Genomic DNA, 15522 nt, shown 5'->3' with positions numbered 1-15522 from the left:
CATGGATCTCTCGACAACCTATCTCGGTCTGAAGCTCAAGCATCCGCTGGTCGCATCAGCGTCTCCTTTCACGCATAAGCTGGACGGTTTCCGCCAGCTCGAAGACGCGGGCGTGTCCGCCATCGTGATGCATTCACTGTTTGAAGAACAGCTTGCCGGCGAAGCCGCCGAACTGGAGTTTCTGACCACTCAAGGGACGGAAAGTTCCACGGAAGCCCTCAGCTATTTCCCCAAGGCCGATCATTATGCCGTCGGACCGGATGATTATCTGGACCTGATCCGCAAGGCCAAGGCCGCGGTGAAGGTTCCGGTGATCGCCAGCCTGAACGGCGTCACTCCCGGCGGCTGGATTCAGTTCGCCCGTGGCGTGCAGCAAGCCGGCGCGGACGCGCTGGAACTGAACGTCTATTATCTGGCGACGGATCCTTTCCAGCCCGGCGAAGTGGTGGAACGCAATTACATCGAAGTCCTGAAGACCGTCAAGTCGCAGGTCAAGATCCCCGTCACGGTGAAGCTCAGCCCGTACTTCAGCAACCTGGCCAACATGGCGCGCCGCCTCGATCAGGCGGGAGCAGCGGGCCTGGTGCTGTTCAACCGCTTCTACCAGCCGGAACTGGATCTGGAAAAGCTGGAAGTGACTCCGCGCGTAGAGTTCAGCACCTCGGCGGAGCTGAAGCTTCCGCTGCGGTGGATTGCCATTCTGCATGGCCGCGTGGAGTGCAGCCTGGCGGCGACCAGCGGTATTCACACTGCCGAAGACGTCATCAAGGTTGTGATGGCGGGCGCCGACGTGGCCATGATATGTTCGGCTCTCTATGCGCACGGTCTGGGCCATGTGCAGACGATGCTCAAGGGCATGGAAAAGTGGATGGGCGAGCATGAATATCTGTCGGTGGCGCAGATGAAAGGCTCCATGAGCCAGAAGTCGTGTGCGGAACCGGCGGCCTACGAGCGCGCCAATTATATGAAGACCATCCAGAGCTTCCGCCCGGCAGTTCGGTAACGTCTTGAAAATGTCCACTCCCGGGTCTTCAAAGCGGGAGTGGACATTTTCAAAACTAATTTGTATATTGCGGTATAGATCACATAGTTGGCTGGCCGCCGGGTGCCAAACCTTCCTCAATCACTCAGATTTCCGCTTGAGGAGTCCGGGTGAGTGCACGGTCAGCGTTTCCTGAGTCTCTCAAGCTTGAGGTATCCCTGTATGGCACTGACCATTGACGAAACCTGCATCGCCTGTGGCGCTTGCGAACCCGAATGTCCGACCAAGTCCATCACGGAAGGTGGCGACATTTTCGTAATTGATGCCGCAACATGTGTCGAGTGCATTGGACATTTCGATGCTCCGAAGTGCGTAGAAGTCTGCCCTGTGGATTGCATCCACAAGTAGGATAAGTTCTCCGCTATCCCGCCTCCCGCTATACTCAAAAGTCCCTCCCCGTCTTGCCGCGAGCCCCGAATCCCACCTTCTTCGGCGCTCGCGGCTTGGCTTTTTCTGGAGGCGTCCGGTTCAAAACCGCCCCCTGACCTCGATTCCTGCGTTTAATCTCCTTCCGCTGAACCGAACAGAATATTCCCCTCCTTGTACGATTTAGGTTTGCAGCATCTCATTGTTTACCTGTAGGTTCAGAATGAGACGCGCCTGCGCACACCTAAGCTTTGTGGTTGCATTTCTTGGCAAGAAATTGTAGATTACGAGGTCAAGACTAAGACGTGTGTGAATAACGGTTTGAGCAGATTTCGAGGCTATAACATTCCCCTTCCGATGACGGACTTTCTGCTGCGGCGAGTACCGCTTCATACTCCACGTCATTAAGTTCATGGCCAGAGCCGTCTCTGGCCGTTTTTGCTGCAACGAAAAACCCATCAACATCTCCTTGGCGGCGATGAGCTGTCTGGGACTTTGTGAGAGATTTCGCGATGAAACTCGTCAAATCGGTTTCAACCAGCGGGGATTACAGCCTCGTGGTCAACGAGACCTGGTGCAAGGGCTGCCGCATTTGCGTCGACCTGTGCCCGAAAAAAGTACTCGAGATGATCGAGGCGCCGGATCGCTGGGAAGGTTCCATTGTGCGGGTAGTGTTGATGGATGCCTGCAACGGATGTGGTGTATGTGAGGTGGAATGCCCGGATTTCGCCATTTCCGTCACGGCTCCTGAGAAGAAGAAACCCGGCAAGTCCGCGGAGGCAGCATGAACAAGTACAATGGCCGCGCCTTCTGGCACGGAAATGAAATTGTCGCGGAAGCCGCGCTGCGCGCGGGCTGCCGCTTTTTTGCCGGATATCCCATTACCCCGTCCTCGGAAATCGCCGCCCATCTGGCGTTGCGCCTGCCGCAACTCGGCGGGGCCTTCATCCAGATGGAAGACGAGATTGCGGCGATGGGCGCCGTAATCGGCGCGTCGCTGGCCGGCGCCAAGTCCCTCACCGCGACGTCCGGTCCCGGTTTGTCCCTCAAACAGGAGAATATCGGTTTTGCGATGATGGCGGAAGTGCCGTGTGTGATCGTCGACGTGCAGCGCGGGGGACCTTCGACCGGTCTGCCCACGGCGCCGGCTCAAGCGGACATCATGCAGGCCCGCTGGGGCACGCACGGCGACCATTCGGTGATCGCTCTGACGCCGCTGTATCCGCAGGAAATCTATCTGGAAACCGTGCGCGCTTTTCACCTTGCCGAGCAGTTTCGCACTCCGGTGTATGTGATGCTCGATGAGATCATGGCGCACACCACCGAGAGCTTCGAGATTCCGCGCGACGACGAATGCGGACCGATCAAGCCGCGCAGCGAGTATGACAGCGCGCGCGCCAACAGTTGGCGTCCGTTCTATGACTTCTATCAGGGGAAACATATTCACGTCACCGGACTTTCTCATACGCAGGAAGGGTTTCCCACGACCAATCCGGCTATCGTGCAGAAGAGCATCGAGCATCTGGTCAACAAGATTGTCAAGGCCCAGCCGGAACTTGAGCGCAACGTCGAGTACCTGATGGACGACTGCGATATCGCAGTGGTCTGCTTCGGTTCTCCGGGACGCGCCGCGCGCGAAGCGGTGAATGCCGCCCGCGCCAAGGGCATCAAGGCCGGCCTGTTCCGCCTGATCACCTTCTGGCCGTTCCCCACGGAAACGCTGCGGACGATCATCGACCGCGTGAAGGCCGTGGTGGTGCCGGAAATGAATATGGGTATGCTGTCGCTGCAGGTGGAGAAGTCCGCCATGCGCCGCGACACGAAGATGTACAAAGTAAATGTGGTAGGCGGCGTATCCATCGAGCCGCAGCAGGTTCTGACCGCGATTGAGGAGGCTCACCATGCCGTTTGACTATAATCCCTGGCTGCGCCAGGAGATGATGCCGCATATCTGGTGTCCGGGCTGCGGCGTCGGAATCATTCTGAAGTCGCTGATCCGTTCCATGGATGCCTGCGGCTGGGACCGCGACGCCACGGCAATGGTCTCGGGCATCGGCTGCACCTCGCGTGCGCCGGGCTACGTGGACATGAACACGCTGCACACCACTCACGGTCGCGCCCTGACCTTCGCCACCGGTGTGAAGATGGCCGCTCCCGAGAAGAATGTCGTCGTAATCTCCGGTGACGGCGATGCCGCGGCGATTGGCGGCAACCATCTGATTCACTCCTGCCGCCGCAATATCGACATCACGCTGGTGATCGTCAACAACGGCATCTACGGCATGACCGGCGGTCAATTCTCGCCGACCACTCCGTCCGATTCCAAGGCGGCCACGGCTCCCTACGGCAATATCGATCCGTCCTTCGACCTGGCCCAGCTCTGCATCGCGGCGGGCGCGACGTACGTCGCCCGCGCCCACGTGGGCAATGCGGTGTTCCTCGAGAAGATGATCCGCAACGGTCTGAAGCACAAGGGATTTTCGGTGATCGAAGTCATGGCCAACTGCCACACGCAGTGGGGCCGGCGCAACAAGTTCCCCGATCCTGCCGACCTGATCGAGAAGATCGCGGCGGACGCGGTGCCGCTGTCGGTGTTCGAAAAGCTCTCGCCTGAAGAGCGCGTGGGCAAATTCTCGGTGGGCGTCCTGTATCAGAATAAAGAGAAGCCCGAGTACTGCGAGGCCTATCACAATCTGCAGGAGCGTGCCATGAACAAGATGCGCGAGGCTTCGCGCAAAGTGGCGGAGCAGGAAACGCTGAAGACGCGCGATGAAATCTTAGGAGCTACCTCAGGTGAGAACTGAAATCCGTTTCGCCGGTGTCGGCGGCCAGGGAAATATCCTCGCAGGCGAGTGGGTCGCGCTGGCGGCTCATACGATGCGCAAGCATGCCATTCAGGCTCCGACCTATACCGCGCAGGTGCGCGGCGGCCCCACCAGTGTGGACGTGCTGATCGACGACCACGAGATTATCTTCCCGCGCCTCACGGCCATTGATTTCTTCTGCTGCCTCGCGCAGGAAGGGTGGAAGGTGTTCTCCAAGCAACTCAAGCCGGAGAGCATCGTCGTGATCGATCCCAACCTTGTGCTGAACATCGGCCCCGGCCCGCAGATGATTTACCGCCTGCCCATCGTGGCCATCTGCAAGGAGACCGTGGGCAAAATGGTCTATACCAGTTCTGTGGCCCTCGGCACCTTCTGCGCGCTCATGCCGCAGGTGATTCCGCAGGAGATGATGATCCGGACGATCGAGCAGAATGCTCCCGGCGGCACCGTCGAGAATAATTTGAAAGCCTTCCGCGCCGGATGGGATGCCATTCTGAAGATCCAACCCGAATCCCGCAACGCGATCTCCGCCGGCATGGAAGAAGAAAAGGCGAGAGACACCTATTAAGAAAAGTCAGAAATTAAAAACTGAAAATTGCGATCCACATTTTTCATTTTTAGTTTCTAATTTTTGTTTTTTGATTTGATCCCAGCACCTCGACAATCAAGCCGAGCATCTTTCCGTCGTGTCTGATGATTCGCAAGTACCGATAAAATCCGCGTGATTCAGCTTTAGGATTTCTATGCACATCATTCACAGCACTCGCGTGTTGGCGGAGAAGATCCATGAATACTGGGTGGAAGCTCCGCTCATCGCCCGGAAATACCGCGCCGGGCAGTTCGTCATTATTCGCACGCACGATCAGGGCGAACGTGTCCCGCTGACCGTGGTGGAGACGAAACCGGAAGAGGGCTTGATCCGGCTGATCGTGCAGGAAGCCGGCAAGACAACGACGGAAATGGCGGCCTTCAAGGCCGGCGATGGCATTCTCGACGTGGTGGGCCCGCTGGGCAAAGCCACGCATCTGGAGAACTGGGGCAACCTGATGATCATCGGCGGCGGCGTCGGCGCGGCTCCCGTGCTGCCCATCGCCATCGCGGCGCGCAAGCTCGGCAACACCGTCTATTCCATTATCGGCGCGCGCACGAAGGATTTGCTGATTCTCGAAGATGAGTTTCGTGCCGCCTGCCATGAGACGCGCGTCTCGACCGATGACGGATCGTACGCCGTCAAGGGCTTTGTCACCGACGCGCTGAAAGCATGGGTGGGCGAAGGCCTGAAGGTGGATCAGGCGATTATTGCCGGTCCGATTCCCATGATGGGCGCGACGGCCAAGGTGTCCAAGGAGTTGGGCATTCCCACGATGGCATCCCTCAATCCGATTATGGTGGACGGCACCGGCATGTGCGGCGCCTGCCGCGTGACGGTGCACGGAAAAGTATTCTTTGCCTGTGTGGACGGACCGGAGTTCGATGCTCACGGCGTGGACTTCCGCGAACTGAACCTGCGCAATCAGGCCTATCGTACCCAGGAAGCCGAAGCGATGCGCCGCATGGAAGATCACAAATGCAAGATCGGGCTGACGAACGTTGCGCGGGAAGGAGTGGTGCAGCATGGCTAATCCGAATTTGACTCAGGCCGACCGCCAGAAATTGCCGCGCACCCAGATGCCGGAGCAGGATCCGAAGGAGCGCGTGCAGAACTTCACCGAGGTGCCCTTTGGCTATGACGCCGAATTGGCGATGGCCGAGGCCGAACGCTGCCTGCTCTGCAAGAAGCCCAAGTGCGTCGCCGGTTGCCCGGTGGGAATCGATATTCCGGCCTTCATCAAGGCCATCCGCGAAGAGCGCATGAACGATGCTGCGTTGATTCTGCGCGCCACCAATTCCCTGCCTGCCGTCTGTGGCCGCGTCTGCCCGCAAGGGGACCAGTGCGAGGCCCTGTGCATCGAAGGCAATAAGCATGATCCGGTCGCCATCGGCAACCTTGAACGGTTTGTCGCCGACTGGGAAGTGAGGAATAACGCTATCACCATTCCGGATCTTCCGCCTCCCACCGGATACAAAGTGGCGATCGTCGGCTCCGGCCCCGCAGGTCTTACCGCGGCGGGCGATCTGGCGAAGATGGGCCATGATGTGACGGTGTTCGAAGCGCTGCACCGCCCCTCCGGCGTGCTGGCGTACGGCATTCCCGAGTTTCGTCTGCCGCGCATTGTAGTGAATTCCGAAATCGAGTACATCAAAAAGCTCGGCGTGAAGTTTATCTACGATGTCGTCGTGGGTATTACCGTGACCGTGGATGAGCTGTTCGAGCAGGGCTTCCATTCGATCTTTATCGGCACCGGCGCGGGCCTGCCGCGCATGATGGGCGTTCCCGGCGAGAATCTGGTCGGCGTCTACAGCGCCAACGAGTTTTTGACGCGTGTCAATCTGCTCGGCGCTTCCAAGTTTCCGGATTATGATACGCCGATCCGCAAGGCCAGGCACACCGTCGTCGTCGGCGGCGGCAACACCGCCATGGACAGCGCCCGCGTATCGCTGCGTGTGACCGGCAATCATGTGACTCTGGCGTACCGCCGTTCGATGGATGAAATTCCCGCCCGCAAGGAAGAGATTCATCACGCCATCGAAGAGGGCGTAGACTTCCAGCTTCTGACCGCGCCGGTGGAAGTCGTTGGCGATGACAAAGGCCAGTGCATCGGCCTGAAGTGCATCCGCATGGAACTGGGCGAACCGGATGCGTCCGGCCGCCGCAGTCCGGTGCCGGTGGAAGGCAGCGAGTTTGTGTTTGACTGCGATACGGTGATTGTAGCCATCGGCAACAGCCCAAACCCGATTATTCCGCGCAGTACGCAGGGCATCGAAGTGACCAAACGCGGCACGATCAAGATTGAGGATGCCACGGGAGCGACGACCCGTCCGGGCGTGTATGCCGGAGGGGATATTGTCAGCGGGGCGGCCACAGTCATTCTGGCCATGGGGGCAGGGAAAACCGCCGCCAAATATATGGACGAATACATGCGCGGCCTGCCGAAGCCGTAGTATGCACAAGGGCACGCTTCGGTGTGCCCTTTTTGTTGTTCGGCGACATCTCCCATGCCTCATGTATGAGGCTGGGCATCTTACCGCCTGCGAATAGACGGCCGCGACCCGTGCCGGCTTCCGGAAGCGAGGTACACATCTTATGGAACTGGACATTGTTTCCGCCAACCGGATTCTGGCGGAAGTCCGGGATGTCATTCATCCCAACTGCCGGATCGCAGGCTCGGCCAATCCGGAAGGTTTGCAGCTGAAGTTTCGCATCATCGAAGGTGGTGATATCGAAGCGGACTTTGCCTGCGAACCGCGTTTTCAAGGCTATTCGGAGATCGTGCACGGCGGTGTGATTGCCGCCATGCTGGACAGCGCGATGGTCAACAGTCTGTTTGCCCGCCGCATGAACGCCGTGACCGCGGAACTGGTGGTGCGCTACCGGGAGCCTGTCCGGCTGAACATTACAGCGACGGTGCGCGGGCGAATTGAGAAAATTACGCCACGCATTATTTACCTCAGCGCAGAGGTCTGGCAGGAGGGTCGTGTCCGGGCTGCCGCACAGGCTAAGTTCATGGCAACGCCTCCCGCCGTTGATAAGGTTGTAGATAGTGGCATGTGAAATCGGCGATTGTGCCGCTTAATTCTTAATTCTATGCGGCTTCCCTTGCATAACTGATTGATTTGCTCATAATTAGATGTCAAAGTTGGTTATTGCATCTTTTAGTCAGAAGGCGTATATTGTGGCGGCAGATTTTCTGCTATTTAAAAGCCCATGTGCAAAGTTTCGCATGCAGGGCTTTTGACAATTTCTTCAAACTCCGCTTGTTACACGGCAGGACTCCAGCGCTTCCCGGCGTTTGAATCTGCCTCCTGAACTGCTTTACCTTCAGGCTTTCCCCCTATGTCGTTTACCGCGATTCTGATCTTCTTTCTGGCCGGAGCGGGCTTTGTCGTGCTTGCGCTCTCGGTCAGTCGCCTCGTGGCTCCTCACAAACCCAATCCCATCAAGAATTCCACCTATGAGTGTGGTGAGGAAGCCGTAGGAACACCGTGGATCCGATTCAATACCCGGTTCTACGTCGTGGCGCTGATCTTCCTCGTGTTCGACGTGGAAGTCTTGTTCCTTTTCCCCTGGGCTATCAATCTGAAACGCATGGGACTGTTCGCGTGGGTGGATATGGCGGTGTTCATTCTGATCCTCGCGGTGGGCCTGGCGTATGTATGGGGCAAGGGAGACCTCGACTGGGTGCGGCCCAAAGGATCCTCCGCCGGCGGTTCCTCGACCGGGCAAAAAGTTGTTGCGGCACGCCGGGCTCCGGCGTCCGTTCTGGAAGGAGAACGTTGATATGGGTGTGATTGAAGGCCGCTACGGCCCCAACGTTGTCATCACGTCTATCGATAAAGTATTCAACTGGTCGCGCACGAGTTCCATGTGGCCGCTGTCCTTCGGACTGGCCTGCTGCGCCATCGAAATGATGGCCGCGGCGGCGTCGCGTTTCGACCTCGACCGCTTCGGCATTTTCATGCGGCCCACGCCGCGTCAGGCCGACTGCATGATTGTGGCCGGCACGGTCACCGTCAAGATGGCCGAGCGCATCAAGCGGCTGTATGAGCAGATGCCCGAACCGCGCTACGTGATCGCCATGGGTTCCTGCGCCATCAGCGGCGGCCCCTACTGGGAGCACGGCTATCATGTGGTAAAAGGCGTGGATCAGGTCATTCCGGTGGACGTGTACGTCCCCGGCTGCCCGCCCCGTCCCGAAGCCCTGATTGACGCGTTTCTGAAACTGCGCGAAAAGATCGAAACGGAAACCATCGCCAAGCAGACGGCCTGACGCCCACGATTATGACCCCTCAAGAAATATTCACCTATCTGACCAAGGCATTCCCCGCCGCGGAACTGGTTCTCGAAGAGATCCAGCCGTCGCCGGTGATCCGCGTGCCGCGTGCTGTGCTGGCGGATGTCGCGCTGAAACTGCGCGACGACGATGCGCTGCACTTCGAATGCCTGATGTGCCTGTCCGGACTGGACAAGGCCCCCGAGCTGCACACCGTCTACCACCTGCATTCGATGAAGAACAAGCAGACCGTGGCGCTGCGCTGCGTCGTGACCCGTGACGATCCTTCGATGCCCACGGTGTGCCATGTGTGGCAGACCGCCGAATGGCACGAACGCGAAGCCTGGGACATGTTCGGCATCCGTTTTGAAAACCATCCCGATCACCGCCGCATTCTCTGCGCCGATGACTGGGACGGCCATCCGCTGCGCAAGGACTACAAGGCTCCCGAGTCCTTCCACGGCATTCCTCTCACCAATATCTTACCGGAATCTCTATCGTGAGCGATACGCGCGATCTTGATCTTATGCTTGGCCCCGAACAGGACCGGCTGAATGCGGCGCTGTACGACATCGAAGATGTCCACGGCGAGCGCATGACCCTTCAGATGGGGCCGCAGCATCCCGCCACGCACGGCGTGCTCCGGCTGGAACTGGAAACCGACGGCGAGTTGGTGGTGAAGGCCACGCCGCATCTCGGTTATCTGCACCGCTGTTTCGAAAAGGTCTGCGAAAACGTGACGTGGCCGATGATCACGCCGTATGTGGACCGCCTCGACTACTGTTCGAGCATGAACAACGCGCTGGGCTATGCGGTGGCGGCGGAAAAACTGTTTAATATCGAAGTCTCTGAGCGGGTGAACGTGATCCGCGTGCTCGTCGCCGAAATGAACCGCATCGCCAACCACATGGTGGCGGTCGGCACCTACGGCCTCGACATCGGCGCGTGGACGCCGTTCCTGTTTCTCTTCCAGCAGCGGGAACACATTCTCGACCTGTTCGATGAACTCTCCGGCGGCCGCCTGCTCTACAATTACATCTGGATCGGCGGCCTGGCGCATGACATCCCCGACGGCTGGCTGAAGAAGGTTCGCGATTTCCTCCAGTATATGGAAGGCAAGATCCTCGAACTGAACACGCTGCTGTCCTTCAACAAGATTTATGTCGAACGCGTGGGCAAGGTGGCGGTGATTACGCCGGAGTTGGCGATTGCCACGGGCACGACCGGCCCCAATCTGCGCGGCAGTGGCGTTAAGTGGGATCTGCGCAAAGTGGAGCCCTACTGCGGCTATGAAACCTATGATTTCGAGATCCCCGTCGGCACGGGCGAACAGGGCATTGTCGGCGATTGCTTCGACCGTTACATGGTGCGCGTGCGCGAGATGGAGCAGTCGCTGAAGATCATGGCACAGGCTGTGGACCGCCTCGAGAAGATGCCGGGCGATGATGTGCGGGCGAAAGTTCCCACCTCCTGGAACAAGATGCCCGTCGGCGAAGTCTATGTGCGCACCGAAAGCCCTAAGGGTGAACTGGGCTTCTATCTGGTCTCGGATGGCAAGGCCAAGCCCTACCGCCTGAAGTGCCGCGCGCCCTCCTTTGTAGTGTTGTCCGTGATTCCTCACGTGGCTCCCGGCTTGCTGATTTCGGACATCGTGGCCCTCGTCGGCTCACTGGACGTGGTACTTGGAGAGGTGGACCGATGAATCCTCAGACGCTTTCCATCCTCATCTCCGCGGCGTTTGCCGTGGGGGTCATCGCCTTCGTCGCGGTCTTCGCGCTCCTGGCTATTTATCTTGAGCGCAAGATTTCGGCGCATATTCAGGACCGTCTCGGCCCGATGGAAACCGGCGGCTGGCACGGCTGGTCTCAGACCATGGCCGATACCGTCAAACTGCTGCTCAAAGAAGATATCTTCCCCGATGCGGCGGACAAACCGCTGTTCCGTTTTGCTCCCTATATTGTCTTCACCGCGGCCTTTGCCACCTTTGCCGTATTGCCGTGGGCGCAGAACCTTATCGCCGCCGACATTAATATCGGTGTCTTCTACATCGTGTCCGTCAGTTCGCTGGCGGTAATCGGCATTCTCATGGCGGGCTGGTCGTCCAACAATAAGTGGGCGCTGTACGGCGCGATGCGCTCCGCCGCGCAGATGGTCAGCTACGAAATTCCCATCGCGCTCTCGCTGCTGGTGCCGATTCTGATTGCCCAGAGCATGTCCATGCGCGACCTCGTCATGATCCAGCAGGGCGGCTTCTGGCACTGGGGTGTTCTCAGCCATGCGCCGTTCGGCCTCATCGCCTTCGTCATCTATTTCTGGGCGAGCCTTGCGGAAGTCAACCGCAACCCGTTCGATATTCCCGAAGCGGAATCCGAACTGGTCGCCGGTTACATGGTGGAATACAGCGGCATGCGCTTCGCCATCTTCTTCCTCGCCGAATACGCCAATATGTTTGTGGTCTCGGCGGTTGCAACGGCCCTGTTCCTCGGCGGCTGGTACGCGCCGATTCCGTGGCTGGACGCTCCCGCAACCGCCGGCCCGCTCTGGCACGGCATTGTCGGCGCCGCCTGGTTTGCCGGCAAGGGCATCGGTCTGGTGTGCGTGCAGATGTGGCTGCGGTGGACGCTGCCCCGTTTGCGTGTCGATCAGCTCATGCACATCTGCTGGAAAGTTTTCCTGCCGTTTTCCTTTGTGAATATCCTGCTGGCTTCCCTCTGGGTCGCCCTCAGCAAGTAGTTTTTTTCAAGCCCGAGTCATCCAATATGTCCGGCTATTTCCAAGATGTTTGGTCCGGCGTGACCACCGTTCTCGAAGGAATGATGGTCACACTCCGGCATGTGTTTAAGCCGACGATTACGGTGCAGTACCCCAAGGAAACGGTTCCCATGTATCCGCGTTCGCGCACGATGCTGGTGAACGACGCCAAGGATTGCGGGTTCTGCCTGAGCTGCAAGCGCGTCTGCCCGGCCAATCTGTTCACCATCACCGGCATTCGCGGTGAGGCGGGCGACGAAGGCCTGGGCACGTTGCCTGACGGCAAGCCCAAGAAGATGCATATCGTCGAGTTCAAGATTGACATGTCCAAGTGCATCTACTGCGGCCTGTGCGTGGATGCCTGCGACACCGGTTCGCTGCACTGGGAACAACCGCAGGAGCAGCCGGTCTTCAGCCGGCGCGACCTGCACAAGGATTTCACCGACGTGAGCCCGGAATACCGGGCGCAGCTTGAGGCGCGTGAAGCGGCCAAAAAGAAGGCCAAAGCCGCCGAAGCCGCCGCCGCTGCTGCCGCTAAGGCCGCCGCCGCTGCCGCCGCACCCCCGCCCGAAGCGCCCAAAGCGGACACTCCTCCGCCGGCGGAGAAATAAGTATGGAACTACTGACCAATATCGCCCTGGGTTTCTTCGCGCTGCTGACCGTCGCCTCGGCAGCGGTGGTGGTCTTCCACAAGCGGATCATCTACAGCGCGTTTGCCCTGCTCTTTACCTTCTTCGGTGTCGCCGCCCTGTACCTGTTCCTCATGGCCGACTTTCTGGCCGCCGCGCAATTGCTGGTGTATGTGGGCGGCATTCTCACCCTGATCATCTTCGGCGTCTTTCTCACCGCTAAAGTCACGTCGCTGGATATTCCGCAGTTGACGCATCAGCGCTACCTCGCGCTGATTCCCGTGCTGATGATCGGCGTGGGGCTGTTCGTCGTCATCCTGCGTACGCAGTGGGGCGCAACCTACATGGGCAGCGCGCCCACCGCCCGCGACCTCGGCGAACTTCTCATGACCCGTTATCTGGTTCCCTTCGAATTGGCGAGCTTCCTTCTGCTGGCGGCGCTGATCGGGGCCATGCGTCTGGCACGGTTTTACCGCAGCTCCGCCGAAGACGAGATCTCGACTCCGTCGGACGGGAGGACTAAGTGAACTCTCTGCCTCTTTATCTGGCCGTTTCCGTTATCCTGTTTGTGCTCGGCCTGCTGGCCATGATGACGCGCCGAAACGCCGTGTCGGTGCTGATGGGCATCGAACTCATCCTCAACTCGGCGGGCCTGAATTTCGTGGCCTTCTCGCGCTTCACCGCCCACAATCTTGAAGGGCAGTCGGCGGCGATCTTTGTGATTATCGTCGCGGCGGCGGAAGCGGCCGTGGCACTGGCGATTTTCCTCAACCTCTACCGGCTGAAAGCCACGACCGAAGTGGATAAAGCCAATTTGCTGGAAGGGTAGACCTGCGCTCATGGTTGAACTGGCACTCTATATTCTGCTCGCCCCGCTGGCCGCCTTTGCCCTCGTCATGTTCTTCGGCAAAAAGCTGCCGCGCGGCGGAGACTGGATCAGCCTGACGGCGATCTGGAGCGGCCTTGCGGCTTCGCTCATCATGCTCGTGGATCATATCTCCCACTTTGACGCCGCCTACTCGACCCAGTCGAGTATGGACTGGATCATGTGGGGGAACTTCCATTGTACCGTCGGCATGAACCTCGACAATATGGCGGTCATCATGCTCGTGGTCGTCACCCTCGTGTCCTCGCTTGTACACCTCTTCAGCACGGCCTACATGAAGGGCGACCCGCGCTATCACCGCTTCTTCGCTTACCTGTCCCTCTTTTCCTTTTCGATGATCGGCTTGGTACTCTCCGACAACCTGTTCCTCATTTATGCCTTCTGGGAACTCGTCGGCATCTCCAGCTATCTCCTGATCGGCTTCTGGTATGAGAAGAACAGCGCCGCCAACGCCTCCAAGAAAGCTTTCGTCACCAACCGCATCGGTGACGCCGGCATGCTCATTGGCATCCTGATCGTCTTCACCGCCCTCGGCACCTTCAATCTGACCGAAATCGCGCAGGGTGTGGCCGCGGGTAAGCTCAGCGGCGGTCTGCTCACGGCGGCAGGGCTCTGCCTCTTTATGGGTGCGGTCGGCAAGTCCGCGCAGTTCCCGCTGCATGTCTGGCTGCCCGACGCCATGGAAGGCCCGACGCCGGTGTCCGCCTTGATCCACGCCGCCACCATGGTTGCCGCCGGCGTATACCTCGTGGCCCGTCTGTTCTCGATTCTGACGTTCGATGCCTCCGTCGTCATCGCCTACGTCGGCGGGTTTACCGCTATCTTCGCTGCCACCATTGCCGTGGCGCAAAACGACATCAAGCGCGTGCTGGCCTATTCAACGGTCTCGCAGCTTGGCTACATGATTATGGCGCTGGGAACCGGCGCGTACACGGCGGGCTTCTTCCATCTGGTGACGCACGCCATGTTCAAAGCCTGCCTGTTCCTCGGGTCGGGCTCGGTCATCCATGCCATGCACGCGGCGCTGCATCATACGCACAATCACGCGGATCCTCAGGACATGCGCAACATGGGCGGCCTGCGCAAGCACATGCCCATCACCTTCTGGACGTTCCTGATTGCCACGGTGGCCCTTGCGGGTGTGCCGCTGACCTCCGGTTTCCTTTCCAAAGATTACATTCTGGCCGGAACGCTGGCCTTTGCCATGGAGCACCCGCAGCACTGGATTCTGCCGGTGTTCGGTTTTGCTGCGGCGGCCCTTACGGCCTTCTATATGTTCCGTCTCGTCTATCTGACCTTCGCCGGCAAATTCCGCGGCGGTCACGAGGAAGAACATCATCTGCATGAATCCCCCGGCGTCATGACCACACCGTTGCTGGTACTGGCCACGCTGTGCTTTTTCGCCTTCTATTCCATGCCCGCCTTCAATCCTACGACTCCTGCCGGCGGCTGGTTTGCCCACCTTAATCCGACTCCGGCGCGCGCCTACGATCTTCCCCTCACGCCGCCTGCACCCCCCCTGATCACAGACCCCGTGTTCCTTACTGAAGCGCCTGAGGTCCAGAGGTTGGAACAGGAACGGAAGCACGCAGAATACGAGACTAAGCTGAAAGCGTACGAGGAAGAAGTTAAGGCACGGGAGACTGAGCAATTGCGGGCGGAGGAGACTGAGCACGTCGCCCACAACAGCGCCATGGGCATTTCCATCTTCGTGGCCGGTCTCGGCATCCTGATTGCCACCATGGGCTACTACTGGGGCAAGATCAATCCTGCCATTTTCCAGCGGCGGCTCGGCGTGGTCTATCAGGGCATGTACCGCAAGTGGTGGATGGACGAGATCTACGAGGCCACGGCGGTGAAGGGAGCGCTGACGCTGTCACGGTTCCTGGCCTGGTTCGACGGGACAATCATTGACGGTCTGGTCAACGGCTCGGCGTGGGTGACGCGGCACTATTCGGACATTCAGGGCTGGTTCGACAATCATGTCGTGGACGGCCTCGTCAATTTCACCGCGTCTTTTGTGGGCTTCTGGGGACGCTTTACCCGCACGTTCCAGCGCGGGCAGGTTCAACGCTACCTGTTCTACACCTTGGTAGCGGTGGGTCTTATTATCATTCTGAATGTGTTCCAGGGCTGGAAGTAGGCCGGAACA

18 protein-coding genes are annotated in these 15522 nt (G+C 59.1%); all 18 read left to right on the top strand.

Going from position 1 to position 15522, the window contains the following annotated elements:
• Position 1 precedes the first annotated feature (1 nt).
• The 18 genes from VGL38_15595 to nuoL all read left to right on the top strand — a co-directional run bounded on the left by VGL38_15595 (position 2) and on the right by nuoL (position 15513).
• The gene (locus tag VGL38_15595) at positions 2 to 1003 is read left to right on the top strand and encodes a dihydroorotate dehydrogenase-like protein (protein HEY3296855.1); all 1002 of its coding nucleotides are present in this window, start codon (positions 2 to 4) and stop codon (positions 1001 to 1003) included.
• Between the two features lie 201 nt (positions 1004 to 1204).
• The gene (locus VGL38_15590; protein HEY3296854.1) at positions 1205 to 1390 is read left to right on the top strand and encodes a 4Fe-4S binding protein; all 186 of its coding nucleotides are present in this window, start codon (positions 1205 to 1207) and stop codon (positions 1388 to 1390) included.
• Between the two features lie 530 nt (positions 1391 to 1920).
• Entirely contained in the window at positions 1921 to 2196 is a 276-nt protein-coding gene (locus VGL38_15585; protein ID HEY3296853.1) for a 4Fe-4S binding protein, read from the top strand.
• Positions 2193 to 3320 carry a 2-oxoacid:acceptor oxidoreductase subunit alpha gene (locus VGL38_15580; GenBank protein HEY3296852.1) on the top strand — a complete coding sequence of 376 codons (1128 nt, stop codon included), beginning with the start codon at positions 2193 to 2195 and terminating at the stop codon, positions 3318 to 3320. The genes VGL38_15585 and VGL38_15580 overlap by 4 nt, the downstream gene beginning before the upstream one ends.
• The gene (locus VGL38_15575) at positions 3310 to 4212 is read left to right on the top strand and encodes a thiamine pyrophosphate-dependent enzyme (protein ID HEY3296851.1); all 903 of its coding nucleotides are present in this window, start codon (positions 3310 to 3312) and stop codon (positions 4210 to 4212) included. Before VGL38_15580 ends, VGL38_15575 begins: the two co-directional genes overlap by 11 nt.
• Entirely contained in the window at positions 4202 to 4801 is a 600-nt protein-coding gene (locus VGL38_15570; GenBank protein HEY3296850.1) for a 2-oxoacid:acceptor oxidoreductase family protein, read from the top strand. Before VGL38_15575 ends, VGL38_15570 begins: the two co-directional genes overlap by 11 nt.
• Positions 4802 to 4976: 175 nt before the next feature.
• On the top strand, positions 4977 to 5855 hold the full coding sequence (locus VGL38_15565) for a sulfide/dihydroorotate dehydrogenase-like FAD/NAD-binding protein (protein HEY3296849.1): 879 nt from the start codon (positions 4977 to 4979) through the stop codon (positions 5853 to 5855).
• A complete protein-coding gene (gene gltA / locus VGL38_15560) occupies positions 5848 to 7275 on the top strand; it encodes an NADPH-dependent glutamate synthase (protein HEY3296848.1) in 1428 nt (475 codons plus the stop codon). Before VGL38_15565 ends, gltA begins: the two co-directional genes overlap by 8 nt.
• A 142-nt stretch (positions 7276 to 7417) precedes the next feature.
• Positions 7418 to 7885, top strand: a complete 468-nt coding sequence (locus tag VGL38_15555; GenBank protein ID HEY3296847.1) for a PaaI family thioesterase — start codon at positions 7418 to 7420, stop codon at positions 7883 to 7885.
• A gap of 282 nt (positions 7886 to 8167) precedes the next feature.
• Positions 8168 to 8611 carry an NADH-quinone oxidoreductase subunit A gene (locus tag VGL38_15550; protein ID HEY3296846.1) on the top strand — a complete coding sequence of 148 codons (444 nt, stop codon included), beginning with the start codon at positions 8168 to 8170 and terminating at the stop codon, positions 8609 to 8611.
• Between the two features lies 1 nt (position 8612).
• Positions 8613 to 9101, top strand: a complete 489-nt coding sequence (locus VGL38_15545; protein HEY3296845.1) for an NADH-quinone oxidoreductase subunit B family protein — start codon at positions 8613 to 8615, stop codon at positions 9099 to 9101.
• A gap of 11 nt (positions 9102 to 9112) precedes the next feature.
• Positions 9113 to 9607 carry an NADH-quinone oxidoreductase subunit C gene (locus VGL38_15540; GenBank protein HEY3296844.1) on the top strand — a complete coding sequence of 165 codons (495 nt, stop codon included), beginning with the start codon at positions 9113 to 9115 and terminating at the stop codon, positions 9605 to 9607.
• Positions 9604 to 10806, top strand: coding sequence for an NADH-quinone oxidoreductase subunit D (locus VGL38_15535; GenBank protein HEY3296843.1), 1203 nt, complete (start codon positions 9604 to 9606; stop codon positions 10804 to 10806). Before VGL38_15540 ends, VGL38_15535 begins: the two co-directional genes overlap by 4 nt.
• Positions 10803 to 11837, top strand: coding sequence for an NADH-quinone oxidoreductase subunit NuoH (nuoH, locus tag VGL38_15530; protein HEY3296842.1), 1035 nt, complete (start codon positions 10803 to 10805; stop codon positions 11835 to 11837). Before VGL38_15535 ends, nuoH begins: the two co-directional genes overlap by 4 nt.
• A 26-nt stretch (positions 11838 to 11863) precedes the next feature.
• A complete protein-coding gene (locus VGL38_15525) occupies positions 11864 to 12466 on the top strand; it encodes a 4Fe-4S binding protein (GenBank protein ID HEY3296841.1) in 603 nt (200 codons plus the stop codon).
• A gap of 2 nt (positions 12467 to 12468) precedes the next feature.
• Positions 12469 to 13011 carry an NADH-quinone oxidoreductase subunit J gene (locus tag VGL38_15520; GenBank protein ID HEY3296840.1) on the top strand — a complete coding sequence of 181 codons (543 nt, stop codon included), beginning with the start codon at positions 12469 to 12471 and terminating at the stop codon, positions 13009 to 13011.
• The gene (gene nuoK, locus VGL38_15515; GenBank protein HEY3296839.1) at positions 13008 to 13313 is read left to right on the top strand and encodes an NADH-quinone oxidoreductase subunit NuoK; all 306 of its coding nucleotides are present in this window, start codon (positions 13008 to 13010) and stop codon (positions 13311 to 13313) included. The genes VGL38_15520 and nuoK overlap by 4 nt, the downstream gene beginning before the upstream one ends.
• Positions 13314 to 13323: 10 nt before the next feature.
• Entirely contained in the window at positions 13324 to 15513 is a 2190-nt protein-coding gene (nuoL, locus tag VGL38_15510) for an NADH-quinone oxidoreductase subunit L (GenBank protein ID HEY3296838.1), read from the top strand.
• Positions 15514 to 15522: the final 9 nt, after the last annotated feature.

It is taken from the genome of bacterium (genome assembly GCA_036504735.1).
Lineage (GTDB): Bacteria > Electryoneota > RPQS01 > RPQS01 > RPQS01 > DASXUQ01.
This window is presented reverse-complemented; position numbering and strand designations above follow the sequence as displayed.